This window comes from Nocardia sp. NPDC058058 (genome assembly GCF_042885355.1).
Classification (GTDB): domain Bacteria; phylum Actinomycetota; class Actinomycetes; order Mycobacteriales; family Mycobacteriaceae; genus Nocardia.
Genome location: NZ_JBHVSA010000001.1, coordinates 2,188,624 through 2,204,811 on the forward strand (window position 1 = coordinate 2,188,624; position 16,188 = coordinate 2,204,811).

Annotated in this window: 14 protein-coding genes; 5 read left to right on the forward strand and 9 right to left on the reverse strand. The window is 66.5% G+C overall.

Going from position 1 to position 16,188, the window contains the following annotated elements:
* Positions 1–97: 97 nt before the first annotated feature.
* Positions 98–1,381 carry a glycosyltransferase family 87 protein gene (locus tag ACFVUS_RS10060; protein WP_387763377.1) on the forward strand — a complete coding sequence of 428 codons (1,284 nt, stop codon included), beginning with the start codon at positions 98–100 and terminating at the stop codon, positions 1,379–1,381.
* Positions 1,382–1,420: 39 nt separating this feature from the next.
* Positions 1,421–1,864 (forward strand): peptide-methionine (R)-S-oxide reductase MsrB, encoded by a 444-nt coding sequence (gene msrB / locus ACFVUS_RS10065; protein ID WP_387763380.1) that lies wholly within the window; start codon positions 1,421–1,423, stop codon positions 1,862–1,864.
* A 14-nt stretch (positions 1,865–1,878) separates the two neighbouring features.
* Here msrB and ACFVUS_RS10070 read toward each other — a convergent pair whose 3' ends face one another.
* Positions 1,879–3,339: a flavin-containing monooxygenase gene (locus ACFVUS_RS10070; protein WP_387763383.1), complete on the reverse strand. Its 1,461-nt coding sequence runs from the start codon at positions 3,337–3,339 to the stop codon at positions 1,879–1,881.
* Positions 3,336–4,184: a short-chain dehydrogenase/reductase gene (locus ACFVUS_RS10075; RefSeq protein WP_387763386.1), complete on the reverse strand. Its 849-nt coding sequence runs from the start codon at positions 4,182–4,184 to the stop codon at positions 3,336–3,338. Before ACFVUS_RS10075 ends, ACFVUS_RS10070 begins: the two co-directional genes overlap by 4 nt.
* Before the next feature lie 71 nt (positions 4,185–4,255).
* On the opposite strand from ACFVUS_RS10075, the gene ACFVUS_RS10080 reads away from it, so the two are divergent.
* Complete coding sequence (locus tag ACFVUS_RS10080) at positions 4,256–5,272, forward strand: AraC family transcriptional regulator ligand-binding domain-containing protein (RefSeq protein ID WP_387763388.1); 1,017 nt, start codon at positions 4,256–4,258, stop codon at positions 5,270–5,272.
* A gap of 60 nt (positions 5,273–5,332) precedes the next feature.
* Here ACFVUS_RS10080 and ACFVUS_RS10085 read toward each other — a convergent pair whose 3' ends face one another.
* The 4 genes from ACFVUS_RS10085 to ACFVUS_RS10100 all read right to left on the reverse strand — a co-directional run bounded on the left by ACFVUS_RS10085 (position 5,333) and on the right by ACFVUS_RS10100 (position 9,705).
* Complete coding sequence (locus ACFVUS_RS10085; protein ID WP_387763390.1) at positions 5,333–7,033, reverse strand: hypothetical protein; 1,701 nt, start codon at positions 7,031–7,033, stop codon at positions 5,333–5,335.
* 182 nt (positions 7,034–7,215) lie between these two features.
* On the reverse strand, positions 7,216–8,163 hold the full coding sequence (locus tag ACFVUS_RS10090; protein ID WP_387763393.1) for a glycosyltransferase: 948 nt from the start codon (positions 8,161–8,163) through the stop codon (positions 7,216–7,218).
* A gap of 144 nt (positions 8,164–8,307) precedes the next feature.
* On the reverse strand, positions 8,308–9,003 hold the full coding sequence (hemQ, locus tag ACFVUS_RS10095) for a hydrogen peroxide-dependent heme synthase (protein WP_387763396.1): 696 nt from the start codon (positions 9,001–9,003) through the stop codon (positions 8,308–8,310).
* Between the two features lie 51 nt (positions 9,004–9,054).
* Complete coding sequence (locus ACFVUS_RS10100; protein ID WP_387763399.1) at positions 9,055–9,705, reverse strand: TetR/AcrR family transcriptional regulator C-terminal domain-containing protein; 651 nt, start codon at positions 9,703–9,705, stop codon at positions 9,055–9,057.
* Positions 9,706–9,819: 114 nt separating this feature from the next.
* Between ACFVUS_RS10100 and ACFVUS_RS10105 the strand changes: the two genes are divergently transcribed.
* The gene (locus ACFVUS_RS10105; RefSeq protein ID WP_387763402.1) at positions 9,820–10,761 is read left to right on the forward strand and encodes a threonine/serine dehydratase; all 942 of its coding nucleotides are present in this window, start codon (positions 9,820–9,822) and stop codon (positions 10,759–10,761) included.
* A gap of 98 nt (positions 10,762–10,859) precedes the next feature.
* Here ACFVUS_RS10105 and ACFVUS_RS10110 read toward each other — a convergent pair whose 3' ends face one another.
* From ACFVUS_RS10110 to hemE, 3 genes are all read right to left on the reverse strand, one after another.
* Positions 10,860–12,206 carry a protoporphyrinogen oxidase gene (locus tag ACFVUS_RS10110; RefSeq protein ID WP_387763405.1) on the reverse strand — a complete coding sequence of 449 codons (1,347 nt, stop codon included), beginning with the start codon at positions 12,204–12,206 and terminating at the stop codon, positions 10,860–10,862.
* Between the two features lie 501 nt (positions 12,207–12,707).
* Positions 12,708–14,207, reverse strand: a complete 1,500-nt coding sequence (locus tag ACFVUS_RS10115) for a DUF222 domain-containing protein (protein WP_387763408.1) — start codon at positions 14,205–14,207, stop codon at positions 12,708–12,710.
* Positions 14,208–14,286: 79 nt separating this feature from the next.
* Positions 14,287–15,354 (reverse strand): uroporphyrinogen decarboxylase, encoded by a 1,068-nt coding sequence (hemE, locus tag ACFVUS_RS10120; RefSeq protein ID WP_387763411.1) that lies wholly within the window; start codon positions 15,352–15,354, stop codon positions 14,287–14,289.
* A 74-nt stretch (positions 15,355–15,428) separates the two neighbouring features.
* On the opposite strand from hemE, the gene ACFVUS_RS10125 reads away from it, so the two are divergent.
* Positions 15,429–16,058: a DUF3000 domain-containing protein gene (locus ACFVUS_RS10125; RefSeq protein ID WP_387763414.1), complete on the forward strand. Its 630-nt coding sequence runs from the start codon at positions 15,429–15,431 to the stop codon at positions 16,056–16,058.
* The last annotated feature ends 130 nt before the right edge of the window (positions 16,059–16,188 follow it).

The window sequence follows — 16,188 nt, forward strand, 5'->3', positions numbered from 1 at the left end:
GGATCGCCCTCCGACCGGCGGGTCCGCTTATGCGCCACGGCACGACACAGGCGGGTCGGCACACGCGGGAGGGGGCTGTTCGGTGTACCGTGCCCGAGTGTTCCTTCGCCAGCTCGAGCCACGCACCGCTCGCACCACCGCCGAGGTGCTGAACTTCGCTCTGTGGCCCTTCGCGGTGCTCACAGTGCTGAACCGGGTGTTCATCAAGGCCGTCAACGGGTACATCACCGATGACTTCCGGCCCGTGTACAACGCGTCGCTGGCGTTCCTGAACCACAAGGCGATCTACAACGCCAATTTCGACTCGACCGATCCGCACTACCTGTATCCGCCCAGTGGGACGCTGCTGATCTCTCCGCTCGCGATCGTCGATCCGGAGAAGTCGCGCTGGCTGTTCATCCTGGTGAACGCGGCGGCCATCATCCTGGCCGGATATCTGCTGCTGCGGCTGTTCAACTACAGCATCTCCTCGGTGGCCGCGCCCGCACTGCTGCTGGCCATGTTCGCGTCCGAGACCGTGACCAATACGCTGGTCTTCACCAATATCAACGGCTGTCTGCTGCTGGCCATGGTGGTGTTCATCCACCTGATCCTGCAGCGCAAAGACCTGTGGGCCGGTGTGGCATTGGGGTTGACGATCGCGGTCAAGGGACCACTGTTCGCACCGCTGCTGCTGATTCCGCTCATGCGCGGGCAGTGGAAGGTGTTCATCACCTCGCTGGGTGTGCCGCTGGTGCTGAACCTGCTGGCGTGGCCGCTGATCGTGGACTACAAGCAGTTCTGGTCGCACACGCTGCCGTACCTGGTGGAATCGCGGGACTACTTCAACAGCGCGATCGTCGGCAATGCCGGGTACTACGGGGTGGCGGGGTGGCTCACCTGGCTCATCCGGATCACGCTCGGCGTGCTGGTGCTGATCACGCTGTGGCTGCTGTACAAGTACTACCGCGAGGATGAGGTCTTCTTCATCTGCACCACCTCCGGCCTGCTCATCGCCGGTGTGCTGCTGCTCGGCTCGCTCGGCCAGATGTACTACTCGATGTTCCTGTTCCCCATGCTGATGACCGTGGTGCAACGCAATTCGCTGCTGCGCAACTGGCCGGCCTGGGTCGCGATCTTCGGCTTCATGTCCTACGACAAGTGGCTCTCGGACCGCTGGCAGAGCATCGGCCGGTCGCTGGACTACCTGCGCGTCACCTTCGGCTGGGGTCTGCTGCTCATCGTCGCGTTCTGCGTGATCGGCGACCGCTACCTCGCCGCCAAACGCGAAGGCCGCCTGCGGGACGGTCAGACCCTCGACCCGGCGTGGATGCATCCCGAACTCGAAGCCGACCCGGCGACCAACGGCCGCACCCGAATTCCGGAGCCCGTCACCACCTGATTCGGCCCCGCCAGCGCGCGAGGTATTAGCGTGGACCCCATGAGTTCCGACGCTGACACCTCGCTACCGGCACCCCGCATCCAGCTCACCCCGCAGGAATGGCGCGCCAAGCTGAGCCCGGAGGAATACCAGGTGCTCCGCGAGGCGGGCACCGAACGCGCCTTCACCGGCGAATACACCGACACCGAAACCGAAGGCGTCTACGCCTGCCGCGCCTGCGGCTCCGAATTGTTCCGCAGCGGTGAGAAATTCCACTCGCACTGCGGCTGGCCGTCCTTCTTCGACCCGGCCGACTCCGACGCGGTCATCCTGCGCGCCGACAACTCCCTGGGCGCGTCCCGCGTCGAGGTGCTGTGCGCCAACTGCCACAGCCACCTCGGCCACGTCTTCGAGGGCGAGGGCTACCCGACGCCGACCGACAAGCGGTACTGCATCAACTCCATCTCGCTGCGTTTGCAGCCCGCCGCGGGGTCTGCCGACTGAGTCTGCGGGGCTGATCACTCACCCGCATCGACGCGTCGCAGGGTGTAGTCGGCTCGATCGTGGCGGCTCATCATGGTTCGGTGGCGGTCCGGGGTCCACGGCCAGAGTTCCGGGGTGCCGTCGGGGCCGAGATACCAGCTGTCGCAACCCGATGCCCAGACCGTGCCGGGCAGGGCCCGGTGGATCGCCGCGTTGAAGTCGTCCGCGGCTTGCTGATTCGGCTCGATGGAGTCGAATTCGTGTGTGCTCCAGCGCTGGATCCAGCCCAGGATGTGTGCGGCTTGGGATTCGGCGATGGCGGTCAGGGCGTAGTTGCCGACGGGGCTGTGCGGGCCGATGAGGGTGAACAGGTTCGGGAACCCCGGGATGGCGACGGTTTGGAAGCCGCGCGGGGTTTCGGCCCAGGCCCGATCGAGGGTGAGGCCGTCGCGGCCGGTCAATTTCATGGGGCGCATGAAGGCGTGCGCGTCGAATCCCGTTGCGTAGACCAGCACGTCGAGTTCGTGCAGGTCGCCGTCGGTGGTCACCACGCCGCGCGGTTCGATGTGGTCGATGGCGGCGGTGACGACCCGCACATCATCGCGATTGACCGCGGTGAAGAAGCCGGAGGAGATGATCAGCCGCTTGCACATGGGGTCGAAATCGGGGGTGAGCGCGGAACGCAATTCGGGATCGCGGATGCGCGACAGGCTTATCCGGCACAGGGTTTCGATGAAGTCGCGGCGCTGACCGGGTTCGATCAGGGCCACCGCGAACCATTCGAACACCCCGCGCAGGGAGCGGTACGCGAGCCGGTTCAGGCCCGGCAGACCGCGGTACAGCGCCGATCCGGCGCGGGAGTACCGGAAGTTCGGGATGGGCAGCACCCAGTGTGGCGTGCGCTGGAACATGTCCACGTGGGCGGCGTCGCCCGCGAGAGCGCTCACGATCTGCACACCCGTCGAACCGGTGCCGATGACGCCAACGCGTTTGCCGGACAAGGTGATCGCGTGATCCCAGCGCGCGGAGTGGAAGCTCGCGCCCGCGAAGGACTCCATACCGGTGATGTGCGGGGTGCGCGGATGATGCAGCAGACCCGTTGCGGTGATGACGAAATCGGCGCTGTCGGTGTCACCGTTCGCGGTGGTGAGCGACCAGCGGCCGTCCTGGAATTCCGCCGCGGTCACCTCGGCGCCGAATCGGGTCCGCGCGGGCAGGCCGTATTCGCTTGCGACACGGGCGAAGTAGGCGTCGATCTCCGGGCCCGGGGAGAAGAAGTGACTCCAGTCGGGGTTCGGCGCGAAGGTGAACTGATAGAACCGCGACGGCACATCGCAGGCGAGACCGGGATAGGTGTTGTCCCGCCAGGTGCCGCCGCCGCGATCGGCCTTCTCGTAGATGGTGAGGTCATCGAATCCGTTGCGCAGCAAGGTGATCGCCATGCAGATGCCGGACATCCCGGCCCCGATGATGACCACGCGGGGCCGCCGCTTCATCGCGGATCCCCCGTCACGGCGGCGGCCTCGCGCACCAGTTCACGGATCGCGGGCAGTCGGGCCAGCAGCGGGTCGGTCCAGGCGAGCACGCTGCGCAGGGCGAGCAGCGCCGGTACGTACGACGGTGCGTAGACGATGCGATGGCGGTGCTCGATACCCCGCACGATCGCCTGGGCGGCCCGGCCGACCGGTACCGGGCGACCCGCGAAACCGAGGCGGTCCAGTAATCGGTTGAGCCCCGGCTCATTTCGCATGCGCGCCACCATCGGGGTGTCGATCGCGCCGAAATACGCGGTGCCGACGGCGATCCCGGTGTCCGCGAGTTCCATGCGCAGCGCGCGAGTGAATTGTTCGACCCCGGCCTTGCTGGCCGCGTACGCGGGCATCGTCGGACAGGGAATGACCGCGGCGATGGAGGCGACGGCCAGGACGTAGCCGCGGCGTTCACGCACGAAAGGCAGTGCGGCGCGGACGGTTCGCCATACGCCCAGCAGGTTGATGTCGACGACCCGTTCGAACTCCTGCGGATCGATCGACTCCACGGTGGCCCCCGGGCCGGAGATGCCCGCGTTGGCGACGATCACGTCGATACCGCCGAAGTGATCCGCCACCGCCGCCAGCGCGGAGGTCAGCGATGCGGCATCGGTGACATCGGCGACGATAGCAATCGATCGCGCACCCAGCTCGGATTCCATTGCCCGCACTGCTTTTTCGTCACGATCGAGCAATCCCACGTGATGTCCGTGGGCGACCAGCCGACGCGCGGTCTCCGCGCCGATCCCATTCCCCGCGCCGGTGATGACCACGACCTGGCCGCCCGGCCCCCGATTCGACTTCATTGTCATATCTAGACGCTATGGTTCGCGATCCGGCCGGAGCCAGGATCGCGACGGCCAGGCTTTGATACATTCGGCCAATGGCCCGCCCGTCGTGGGACTTTCCCCGCTCCCCCGCCGCACTGCGCGGCCTGCTCGCCACGGCGGCGGTGCACGGGGCGACGACGGCGGATTGCCTGCGCGGCACCGGACTCGATATCACCGTGCTCGAGGTCGACCAGCTGATCCGCGCCGATCAGGAGTTGGCGGTGGCCCGCAATCTGCTGGTCCGGCTCGGGGATCGGCCCGGCCTCGGCGTCGAGGCGGGACTGCATTACAACCTGACCAGCATGGGCATGCTGGGCTACGCCATGCTGTCCAGCCGTACGGTGCGCGAGGCCATCACGGTCGGAATCGACTATCTCGCACTGTCTTCGGCGTTCGTCCGGTTCGATCTCGCCGAAGCGGACGAGCAGGCGGTCCTGACCATCGATGACAGCGAGATCCCCGCGGATATCCGCCCGTTCCTCGTCGAACGCGATCTGGCATCGGTATTGCAGGTCGCGTTCGTATCGTTCAGTTCCGTACTGCCGATCGAAAGCCTCAGCGTGGCACTGCGTCTGGACGCGCGGCGGTGCGCGAGCCTGACCGACTACAGCGGCGGGCTCATGCATGCCACCCCGGACGCGGAGATGACCCGGATCCGATTCGCGCGCACCCTCCTCGATCAGCCGCTGACCGGCGGCGACGCGGAGACCCTGAATGCCTGCCTGCGCCAATGCGAAAGCATTCTCGACGGACGGCGCAGGCGCAGCGGAATATCGGCGGTGGTGCGAGCCAGGCTGCTCACCGACCCCCGCGAAATGCCCTCGATCGCCGCGCTGGCCGAGGAATTGGGGCTGTCCCAGCGCACGCTGCGCCGCCGCCTCGACGCTGAGCACACCTCATATCGCGCGCTCGTGGATGAGGTCCGGGAGGGGCTGGCCATGGAGCTGCTCACCACCACCCAATTGTCGATCGAACAGATCGCGCATCGGCTCGGCTACTCCGAAACCGCGGCGTTCACGCACGCCTTCGTCCGCTGGCGCGGCGCCGCCCCGGGCAGCTTCCGCCGGTAGTCGACCACGCGAAAAGTCCGGTGGACGAAGCATGTCCACCGGACTCGAGCTCGGGAACCGTCAGTTCTGCGGGGTGCAGCTGTAGCGGGGGTGGCCGCTCAGGGCGTCGGCGAACCATTCGGGGCGGATGGCCTGGCCGATCGAGGCACGGTCGGGGACGCGCAGGCACCAGTTGGGGCCGTTGCCGCCCTGGGGGGCGTATTCGCTGGCGAAGGCGCGGGACATGGCGTCATCGGACTGCATCAGGGTTTGGCAGGCGGATTCGTCGGCGTCGGCGCGGCCGTAGCAGCTGAACCAGGCGGAGGAGTATTTCACCGACATGGCGGGGGATTTCACGTTGCGGGGGACGCCGAGCCAGTTGATGGAATCGCCGTGGCTGCCGCTCTGGATATCGATCCACTGCTGTGCGACATCGGTTTTCGCGTTCAGCATGTCGCGGTAGCGGTCGGCGGTGCCGAAGGGGCCGTCGGTCGGGTTGAACAGGGATTGGTAGAAGTTGGTGATGCCGTAGGTGGACAGGCCGGGGATGTCGAAATCGGCGGTCTGCATCTGGACGGGGACGTCGGAACCCATCATCTGGAAGCCCGACATCAGGGAGGCGGAGGAGACGCGCGGAAGCGGGCGGCCGTCGAAGCCGTGACCCTTGCGCTGCCAGTCCAGGTAGCTGGAAACGCCTACGGCGCCGATGGATTGGCCGTAGACATTGATGTGATCCACGTCCATGAGGTCGATCCACGGGTTGACCTGATTGGCTCCGGCGGGCGCGTACGCGGGGTTCGAGCGCACCAGACGGGGCACCATCAGAATATTGGCGGCCTCGTTATTGAGATCGACGACCGGAATGATGTCCTGGCCCGCGACCCAGCGGATGCCGTCCTGCGCCGACCAACATGTCGAGGGCGCGAAACAGTCGGGGACGGTGAACTGGGGCAGGAACATGTCCAGCAGGGTGCCGGGGCTGTCGGGCTGTCCGACCTGGGACAGAGTGACGCCGATGAAGCCGTCGCGCACATACGATTCGGTGTACATGGCGATGTGATTCATCGTCTCGGCCGCACCGGGCATGCCGTAGGCGACCGGGAACTTCCGGCCCGAACCCTCCGCGCCCTCGGGCAGCCACACCATCGCCGACATGGGGATGCCGCGCGAACCGATGATCTGAATCTTGTGCACGTCACCGAGTTTGAAATCCGCGCCCGCGGTGTCGCCGGGAACACATGTCCCGGAACGGGTTTCGTAGAACACGCTGCCGTCGGAGTTCAGGCACGGGTAGCGGAACTTCGCGGTCATGAATGCGGGATTGTCGTAGACGTCGTCCAGCGCCACATCGGAAGTGGGCGACGAAGGATTATCGGCCAGACCGAAATTGCCGTCGTGATTCCAATCCGGCAGGTAATCCGGATGCGGCGGGAAATTGATTCCGAACGCCTCCAGATGCGCGATCAGATCCCATGCCTTCTGCGCCGCGACCAGAATCTTGTGCTGGGAATCGGGGCCGCTGTAGGTATCGGGATTCGCCAGATCCGCGAAACCGCCCTGCCAGTTGCCGGTGATATCGGTGATACCCGCGCGAATCAGGTAATCGACCATGCCGGGGGTCTTCAGATCCCGGGCCGTACCGCCGAAAATGCCGCTGACCAGGTCGGACAACTGCGTCATCAGATAGGAGTTATCCGGATTCGGATCCGGGGGCGGCGCGGGCTCGGCCGAGGCCATCGCGCCGCCCGCGGCCACCAGCGACAATGCCGTGGCAACGATCATGGTTGCTTTCCCCAAGCGACGCACCTGCCGCACCCGATCCTCCTGTGGTCGAACAACATTCACCCGGGTGTCGTCGAAATTCCCGTCGCCTGACGGTAAGGGGTGGAATTCGGGCGCAGAAGGACATCAACTGCCATCGAATTGACAGTTCGCGCCCGAGAATCACCGGGTGAATGATCGCCTCAGCGCGAGCGGAGGCGTTGCTTGGCCGATTGCGCCAGCTTCAGCCCGCCCGGGGCAACGGTGAGGGCGGTGTAGATGATCGCGGGTTTCACCGAGAAGCGTTCGCGCAGGGCGCGGCGGACCTGATCGCGGGCGGTTTTCGCGTCGGAGGCCGAAAGAGCCTCGCGGGCGCGGCCCATGGCCTGATGAAATCGGATCTCGCTGAGCTTGGTCAGTGCCGTCGAGCGCACGGCCGGGTCGGGGGTCAGATCGGCGATACGGGTGAACGCCGACTGCACACTGTCCTGGTAGGCCTGGAAAACGGCGGGATCCTCGGGGACGCGGTAGCCCGCCAAGGCTTCCGGAAGCACCCGAATATCGTTGCCCTGGGCGAGCATTCGAGCGAACAGCAGCAGACCTTCGACAGTCGGCACATCGGTGTCGTAGCCGCCGCCGGCCTGCCATGCGGCCGCCCGGATGGCGGCCGAATAGTAGAGAACCGAACCGGCCACGAATTCGGCGAGGGTGACGGAGTGGTCGACGCCGGGCTCGACGGTGACGCCGCCCTCACCCCGGAAGGTGGTCGAACTCGTCTCGCCCGCATCGGTGAAGCCGACCGCGTCGACCGCCACGACATCGACCCCGGGGTGCGCCCGAAGCAGCTCGTGCGTGCGGGCGCAGAAGGTCGGCATCAGCTTGTGGTTGGCGCGCACCACCGTGTAGATCTCGCCCGTCGCCGCGGCCGCGGCCTGATTGATCCCGGCGCCGAAACCCCGGGTCTCGGACCGCGCCAACCGGATTCGGTCATCCTCGTACTTGTCGACCACCGGCTGTGCGACGCCGGATTCGTCGATGACGATCAACTCCCATTCCGGGAAGGTCTGATCCCTGACCGAATCGATCAGGTCGATCAGCGGCCACTCGGGTCCGTCGACCACGGTCAGGATGCTGAACACCGGCTGAGTCATTGTGTGAATCCCCATCTTTCGATCAACGACCGACTCAGCCAACCAGATCGAAAAAGCCCCTCGGCGCGTCGCGATCCGACGCGCCGAGGGGCCTGGCGCTATTGCGTCATCTCGAACCGGCTACCGGTTACCGACGAGCGGCGATTACGGGAGGGCGGCGATCAGCTGCTCGACCTCGACGCGCGGGCCGGTGAAGAACGGGATCTCCTCGCGCACATGCAACCTCGCCTCGGTGGCGCGCAGTTCACGCATGAGATCCACGATGCGATGCAGTTCGGGGGCCTCGAAGGCCAGGATCCACTCGTAGTCGCCCAGGGCGAACGAGGCGACGGTGTTGGCGCGCACATCCGGGAATTCGCGGGCGGCCTTACCGTGATCGGCCAGCATCTTGCGACGCTCCTCATCGGGGAGCAGGTACCACTCGTACGAACGCACGAACGGGTACACGCAGATGTAGTTGCCCGGATCCTCACCCGCCAGGAACGCGGGGATATGGCTCTTGTTGAACTCGGCCGGGCGATGCAGGGCGGCATTGCTCCATACCGGATTGCTCACCGAGCCCAGCTCGGTGATCCGGCGGAAATCGGCGTACGCGGCCTGGAGTTCCTCGATCTTCTCGGCGTGCCACCAGATCATGAAATCGGCGTCGGCCCGCATACCGGCCACATCGTAGATACCGCGCACCACCACGCCGCGCTCTTCCAGCGAATCGAAGAAGGCCTTGGCCTCCTTGATGGCGGCCGCGCGATCCTCACCCAGCACGCCGGGTTCCACCTGGAACACCGAGAACATGAGATAGCGGATGGTGTCGTTGAGGGACTTGTAGTCGAGTCGCGCCATGACCCCATCGTGCCATTTCGCTTTCCGGATGGCGGCGGCGGACCCGGTGGGCTATTTCACGCTCGCGGCCCAGGAGCGGATCAGGCGGCGCAGGCCGTCGTGGAAGGGCTCGGTGTCGACAATGGCTTCGGCCACCTCGTTCAAATGCCCTGACAGCAGTGGGTATTCGTCGGGGTCGAGAGCGGCCAGGGTCGAACGGGTGCGCAGTTGAACGGCTTTGGTATCGCGATGCTCCACCATCGCGGCACAGCCGAGCGTGTACAGGTACATCTCCCGATAGGCTTGCAACGCCTGCGGCAGGGTCAGACCCAGCGAAAGGTTGTCGGCCACTTGCGGTTCGGTCAATCGAGCGAGCAGGCAGGGGCCGAGCAGTGGACGGGAACCACGCAACAGCACCAGACCCGGATGGGCCGCGATCAAGGTGTACCAGGCGATGAAACGCTGCTCGGTGGTTCGCGCCCACTCCCCCGACCCCGGGGCGATCAGGGGTAGGTCCACCGCCAGATGATCGGCGAGCAGATCCAGCAGGCCGAGGAAATCACCGCCGCCGCGGCGCACCACGGTCGTATGCGATACCCCGAGATAGGTGGCGATGGCCCGAAAGCTGAGCTGGGCCGCACCCTTGCTCTCGATGATCGCCAATCCGGCGCGCGCGATCGCCTCCGGGGTCGCCTCTTCGAGCGACTTCGAGGTCCTGGGCATGCGAACAGCGTAAGTTACAGTGTAATTATCCGTGCCATCGGCCCGGGCGCGTGTCGCGCGACCCCACCGGCCTCGACCGGTAACAGCCCCGAACCGAACAGCGAAGGAAGTGCAGTGCATCCGACTTACGCCGACGTGAAGGCGGCCAGCGACCGCATCTCCGGGCATATCCGCCCCGTGATCCTCACTCCCACCGACACCACCGACGGCATACACCTCCGGCTGGCGCTGGAACACCTGCAATACGCGGGGAGCTTCAAAGCCCGCGGCGCGGCCAATTTCCTACTCGCCCACCGGGAACGCGGGACGTTGCCGCGCGTCGGGGTCACCATCGCCTCCGGCGGCAACGCGGGCGTGGCGTGCGCGTGGGCCGCACGGATGGTCGACTCCGCCGCCACGGTGTTCCTGCCCAATTCCGCACCCGCGGTGAAACTGGCCCGGCTGCGCACGCTCGGCGCGCAGGTATTGCGCGGCGGGGACTCGTACGCGGACGCGGCAATCGAATGCGAGAGGTACGCCGCGACGACCGGGGCGCTGCGGTCGCATGCCTATGACGATCCGTACATCGCGGCGGGAGCGGGGACACTGCTGGAGGAGATCGTCACCCAGATGCCCGATCTCGACACCGTGGTCGTCGCGGTCGGGGGCGGCGGACTCTTCACAGGGGTGGCGACGGCCGCCGCGCACCACGGCATTCGGGTCGTCGCCGTCGAACCGGAGAACTGCCGCGCCTTCAATGCCGGACTGGCGGCGGGACATCCGGTGGACGTATCGATCGACTCCGTCGCGGCCGATTCCCTCGGCGCGCGCCGCACCTCCGAAATGGCTTTGTCGGCAGCTCAATCCGCCGACACCGTCTCCGTCCTGGTGACCGACGCCCAGATCATCGCCGCACGCCAATCCCTGTGGGACAACCGCAGACTCGCCGTGGAAAACGCGGCGGGAACCGCCTTGGCCGCACTGCATTCCGGCATCTACACCCCGGAACCCGGCGAACGAATCGCAGTCGTCATCTGCGGAGCCAACACCGACCCCACCGACCTCGTCACCCCATAACCGTCAGCCCCGAATCCCGCCGCTCAGGTCTCCCGCGCCAATGTGCGCGCGGGAGAGGGCATCCCAAGGCTGTGGAGTGGCGCGCGACGGTTCAGGCGTCAGGCGAGGGATGCGTGGATTCGGGCAGCGGCGGCGGTGCCGGAAGCCGCGCAGGCGGGTACTCCGACGCCGTCGAGATAGGCGCCGGCCAGGGCCAGGCCAGCGAGATCGGCTGTGGCGGAACGCAGGTCGGCAATGCGGGCGGTGTGGCCGGGAGCGTACTGCGGTAGGCCACCGCGCCAGCGTTGCACCACGGCGCTCAGCGGGCTGATGTTCGCGCCGGTGACCGTCGTGAGGTCGTCGACTGCGGCCTGGATCAGATCGACGTCCTGCCACGCGAGTAGCGAGTCATCGCCGAAGCGGCCGAAGGAGGCGCGGACCAGGGCCACATCGCGGGCGGCCAGGTGCGGCCACTTGCGGCTCGAGAGGGTGAATGCCTTGGCGCGCAAGGGTTCACCCGTCGCCACCAGAATGCCGGAGTTGTCAGGAAGTTCGGTGGCAGCGGGCAGGGCCATCGCCACGACTGCCGAGGAAGCCAGCTCGATACCGGCAGCAATCTCGGCGGCATCGGGCGCGATATCACGCAGCAGAGCGGCGGTCACGGGGGCGGGAGTGGCCAGCACCACGGCATCAACCGCACCGATCGGGTCGAGCTGCCAGCCCGCACCCGCACGGGTGAGCCGCGTTGCGGCGGTACCGGTTTCGACCTTCACATCGGCGGCGGCCGTCAGCGCGTCCAGCAGGGCGCGGTAACCGTCTCGGATACCACCGAATACCGGGGTCGTGGACGGGGGCGGGAGTGCCTCTCGCACGGCTTGGGTGAGGCTCTGCGCACCCGCGTCCAGGGCGGCGGCGAGGGTGGGCAGCGCGGCGCGGACGCCGATCGAATCGGCGGTTCCGGCATAGACGCCACCGAGGAGGGGATCGACGCTGCGGCGCACCACCTGCTCACCGAATCGATCCGCCACCAGTGCGCCGACGGAGATATCCGCGCCACGTTCCCAGTGCAGTGGGCTGCTGGGCTCGGCGGCGACGCGGGCGATGGTCTCCGCGTCAACCAGACCGGTAATGGACTCGGAGTCCGCTGGGATGCCCATCAGGGTGTTGCCTGGCAGCGGGTGAGCAGTGCCACCCGACCACACCAGGGGGCGCTTACCGGCGGGGTGGACCAGCTGATCCTCGATACCCAATTCGCGCATGAGCGCGGGGATTTCGGGGCGGCGGCCTACGAATGCCTCCGCGCCGAGATCGACCGGGTCGCCTTCTATGTCCGTGGTGTGCAGGATGCCGCCGAGGCGGTCTCTCTGATCGATCAGGACCAGGTCGGCTGATGCGCCCAGGGATTGGCGCAGTCTGTAGGCGGCTACCAAGCCGCTGATTCCGCCGCCGACTATTGCGATCCGCATCGATCACTCCTTTCCAGGTTGAACGTACTCTCGAGGTGGGGACACGGTTTGCACCCGGGGCCTTCGTAGCGGACTCACGTCCATACCTCGCCTTCCAGCGGGGTTCGGTAGATGGCCACGAATTTTCAGAGGGGTCGCTTCGTCTGCCGTAACCCGGCTTTACCCCACCGGGTGGGAAGCCACCTCACCTTCCAGCCTGGCTGGCTGGCCTTGGTCACCTCTCGAGACACAACACAAAAAGACAAAACCTCAAAGACCAAGACGCCGGGACGAGAAGAGCCTCGGACATCCTTGCGACATGCGTTGGTTCTGAAGGTGACCGGGGCCGGTCAGCCGAGCTGGGGGGTGAGATGGGTGCTGAGGTGAGGGGTGAAGGCGGGTACGGCAGGCGAGGTTCCCACTCCGAAAATTCGTGGCATTCTGCTGAACCCCGCTGGAAGGCGAGGTGTGGGCGTGGGTCTGCTACGAAGGCCCCGGGACCGTGCCGGGTAACCCGGGAGGCTAGTGCCGGGTGAGGGATGAGTTGCGGCGGTTGAGCCACTGCTTCAAGCGATCTCGCTCGCGTTTGTTGCGGGCCTGGATTCGCGCGACGGAGGCGGCCATCGCCTCATCGGGGTGATGACGGTGATTCACCTGGGGTGTCCCGGTGGGATCCATGTGAAGTGGTGCGATCCAACCGGTGCGGCCGGGGAAATCGCTGTCCGCACCGAGTTTCACCGTCTTCCACCCGTCGGGGCCGTCCTTGACCAGTGCGTGGCAGGCGTCGCAGGCGAGGGTGAGGTTTTCGATATCGGTGGCACCGCCGTTGGCCCATTCGGTGACATGGTGGACCGCCGCCAGTGTGGCGGGCGCGCTGCAACCGGGGCGGGTGCAGCCCCGTTCGGTGGCGGTCAGCGCCAAACGCTGTGCCTTGCTTGCCAATCGGTGCGCTTCCACCCGCCCCAGATGCAGCGGCATGCCGTGCGCGTCCAGCACCACGATGTAGTTCTCGACGTGGTTGGCGTTGGCGATCAGCCGCATGGCCTCGGGGATGGAGAGGGTGCCTCCGGCCGCGGTGGTCGCGATCCCGGTGCCCTTCTCCACATCGGCGGCGCTCATGCTCAGGATGGTTCCGACCGGCACACCACGATGCGTGCCGAGCTTGGCCGCGTCGAGCTCGAGGCGCAGGAAGGCAAGCAGCGCATCGTGATTGCGCTGTGCGGCGGTGCGGGTGTCTCGCTTGGCTGCGGCCTCGAGCGCATCGCGATCCACCGGTCCGGCGGTATTGGGGCTTTCCGGATCCTCGGGGTTGCACATGCCGGGGCGCGCGTACTTGGCGAGCAACGGGTCGACCAGGGCGCGCAGTTCGGGAGTGATCTCACCGCACAGCGGGGTCATGCCGTCGACGCGCTCGGTACCCAAGGTCACGCCGCGCTTGCGCTGGCGGTCGGCATCGGTGTTGAGCCGCCCATCCGGATCGACCCGAACCAGCAATGCCTCACCCAGCGGGCGAATGTCATCGGGCCACCCGGTCGTGGCGTATTCGGTGAGCGAGGCCTCGGCCCGGTCTCGAAGTTCGATGGCGGTGCTCCCCGGCAGCCGATCCATCACGTGCACGATCCGGCGCACGGCATCAACCGACATCACCCCGGCCCGCTGCGCCTCGGCCAGCATCGGAAACTCCGGCTCCAGCTCTTCACCCAACTGGCGACGCACACCAACCTTGGCGGCCAGGTTCACTCGCCCGTAGGCGTCCGCACGGGAAAGCCGCAGCGCCCCTTCCAGGAAGCGGGCCGGTGAGTTGACCCCCACGGTCTCATGCAGTTTGCGGCGAATGGTTTCGGAGGCGAACTGCACTTTGAGCGCATCGAGCCGACGCAGTTCGGTCTCGACTTCCCGCATGGCCGAAGTGAATTCATCATCCGAGAGCGGAATCAATGGGGAATCCAGCAGCCCGTCCACCGCGGCGCGCAACGCGTGCACGCCAGCGGCGACGTCTGTGGTGAATCCCCCTGATTCCATACCACAATTCTACCGCGATAAAACAGACCCGAAAAGGCTAATTCTATTGTGATGCAAGCCTTTTCAGAAGGGTTAGCATTTACAACGGCATAGGCAGGCTGTGAATCAATTTGACTGCCTCGGTAATTGCCGCCGGATCCGTATTCGGCAACACCCCATGCCCCAAATTGAAAATATGCCCCTTGGCTCCCAAGGTAATAGCCTCATCCGCTTCCCGGGCGATCCGAACCACCTCGGACTCGATCGCGGCCGACCCCGCGAACAACACCGCCGGATCCAGGTTGCCCTGCAACGCTTTTCCGGGCCCGACCCGCCGCACCGCGTCATTGAGCGGAATCCGCCAGTCCACACCGACCACGTCGGCCCCGGCCTCACCCATCGCGCCCAGGAGCTCTCCGGTCCCGACGCCGAAGTGGATCCGCGGAATCCCCGCCGACGCCACCTCCGCGAACACCCGCTGCGAATGCGGGAACACGTACTCCCGGTACTGCGCGAGCGTCAGCGCACCCGCCCACGAGTCGAACAGCTGCACCGCGTCCACCCCGGCCGCGATCTGCGCCTGGAGGAACTCGATGGTGATGTCGGTCAGCACGCCCAGCAGCTCATGCCAGGTGTCCGGATCGGCGCGCATCATCGCCTTGGTGCGCTCGTGGTTCTTACTCGGCCCGCCCTCGACCAGATAGGACGCGAGGGTGAACGGCGCGCCCGCGAAACCGATCAGCGGCACCTCGCCGAGCGCATCGAGCAGCAGCCCGATGCCGGCGGTCACCGCGCCCACCTCCTCGGCGCGCAGGCGCGGCAGCGCCCGCACATCGGCGACGGTGCGCACCGGATTCGCGACCACCGGACCCACCCCGGGCACGATGTCCAGATCGATCCCGGCGGCCTTGAGCGGAACCACGATGTCCGAGAACAGGATTGCCGCGTCGACATCGTGTCGCCGGATCGGCTGCATGGTGATCTCGCACACCAACTCCGGATCGAAGCATGATTCGAGCATGCCGATGCCCTTGCGCAGTTCGCGGTACTCCGGCAGCGAACGCCCTGCCTGGCGCATGAACCACACCGGACGACGATGCGGCACACCACCCGAGGCGGCTACTAGAAGGGGCGCGTCGGTCAGCTGGCGGCGGATGTGAGTGCTCATCACCGCTCATCGTAAAGGCCCCGGGCGGCGCGCCTCTCACTACACCGCGCCGGGTAGGTCTACCGTCCTCATACGTGACACCGCTCGACTTCCGCGACGGCGCCGCACCGACCCCAGAGCCAGAAGAACCCATCGGGTTCCGTGCCGCGGTCGATGCGATGGGAACCGCAACCGTGCATCCTCGGATCGAGCTAGCTCCGATCCGCCCGCCGCAGCGCCTGGCGCCGTACTCCTACGCGCTAGGCGCGGAAGTCACCCGGCCCGACACGAATGTGGTTCCCGTCGACTCCGACGGGGACGCCTTCGGGCGGCTCATCCTGCTGCACGATCCCGATGGGCAGGAAGCCTGGCACGGGGTCTACCGGCTGGTCGCCTATATACAGGCCGATATCGACTCCGCGCTCGCCGCCGATCCGCTGCTGCCCGAGGTGGCGTGGAGCTGGCTCGTCGACGCGCTCGAATCGCGCACACCGTTCACGGCACTCGGCGGGACCGTCACCTCCACCTCCTCGGTGCGGTACGGCGATATCGCCGGACCGCCGCGCGCGCATCAACTCGAACTGCGGGCCTCCTGGACCGTCGGCGACAGTGAGATGCGGTCGCATGTCGAAGCCTTCTGCGAGGTCCTCGCCTACGCCGCCGGACTGCCGCCCGCGGGCGTTACCCGGCTGGATGTGCGGCACGACGACGGCGATTCCGACTAGTCCCGTACGAGAACACCTGTACCGCAACGAAATCGATCCGGGGCCATTACGATTCCCAACAGCCCGGCCCCGAGTCGAGCTCCACCGTTTCGCCGACGTGACGCGGATCGCCCCTGTCCTACCCGTAGAG

What these genes read in the sequence shown, in the direction of transcription:
- msrB (WP_387763380.1), top strand. Translation starts at nt 1,421, where the DNA reads ATGAGTTCCGACGCTGACACCTCGCTACCGGCACCCCGCATCCAGCTC.
- ACFVUS_RS10070 (WP_387763383.1), bottom strand. Translation starts at nt 3,339, where the DNA reads ATGAAGCGGCGGCCCCGCGTGGTCATCATCGGGGCCGGGATGTCCGGC.
- ACFVUS_RS10075 (WP_387763386.1), bottom strand. Translation starts at nt 4,184, where the DNA reads ATGACAATGAAGTCGAATCGGGGGCCGGGCGGCCAGGTCGTGGTCATC.
- ACFVUS_RS10080 (WP_387763388.1), top strand. Translation starts at nt 4,256, where the DNA reads ATGGCCCGCCCGTCGTGGGACTTTCCCCGCTCCCCCGCCGCACTGCGC.
- ACFVUS_RS10085 (WP_387763390.1), bottom strand. Translation starts at nt 7,033, where the DNA reads ATGATCGTTGCCACGGCATTGTCGCTGGTGGCCGCGGGCGGCGCGATG.
- ACFVUS_RS10090 (WP_387763393.1), bottom strand. Translation starts at nt 8,163, where the DNA reads ATGACTCAGCCGGTGTTCAGCATCCTGACCGTGGTCGACGGACCCGAG.
- hemQ (WP_387763396.1), bottom strand. Translation starts at nt 9,003, where the DNA reads ATGGCGCGACTCGACTACAAGTCCCTCAACGACACCATCCGCTATCTC.
- ACFVUS_RS10100 (WP_387763399.1), bottom strand. Translation starts at nt 9,705, where the DNA reads ATGCCCAGGACCTCGAAGTCGCTCGAAGAGGCGACCCCGGAGGCGATC.
- ACFVUS_RS10110 (WP_387763405.1), bottom strand. Translation starts at nt 12,206, where the DNA reads ATGCGGATCGCAATAGTCGGCGGCGGAATCAGCGGCTTGGTAGCCGCC.
- ACFVUS_RS10115 (WP_387763408.1), bottom strand. Translation starts at nt 14,207, where the DNA reads ATGGAATCAGGGGGATTCACCACAGACGTCGCCGCTGGCGTGCACGCG.
- hemE (WP_387763411.1), bottom strand. Translation starts at nt 15,354, where the DNA reads ATGAGCACTCACATCCGCCGCCAGCTGACCGACGCGCCCCTTCTAGTA.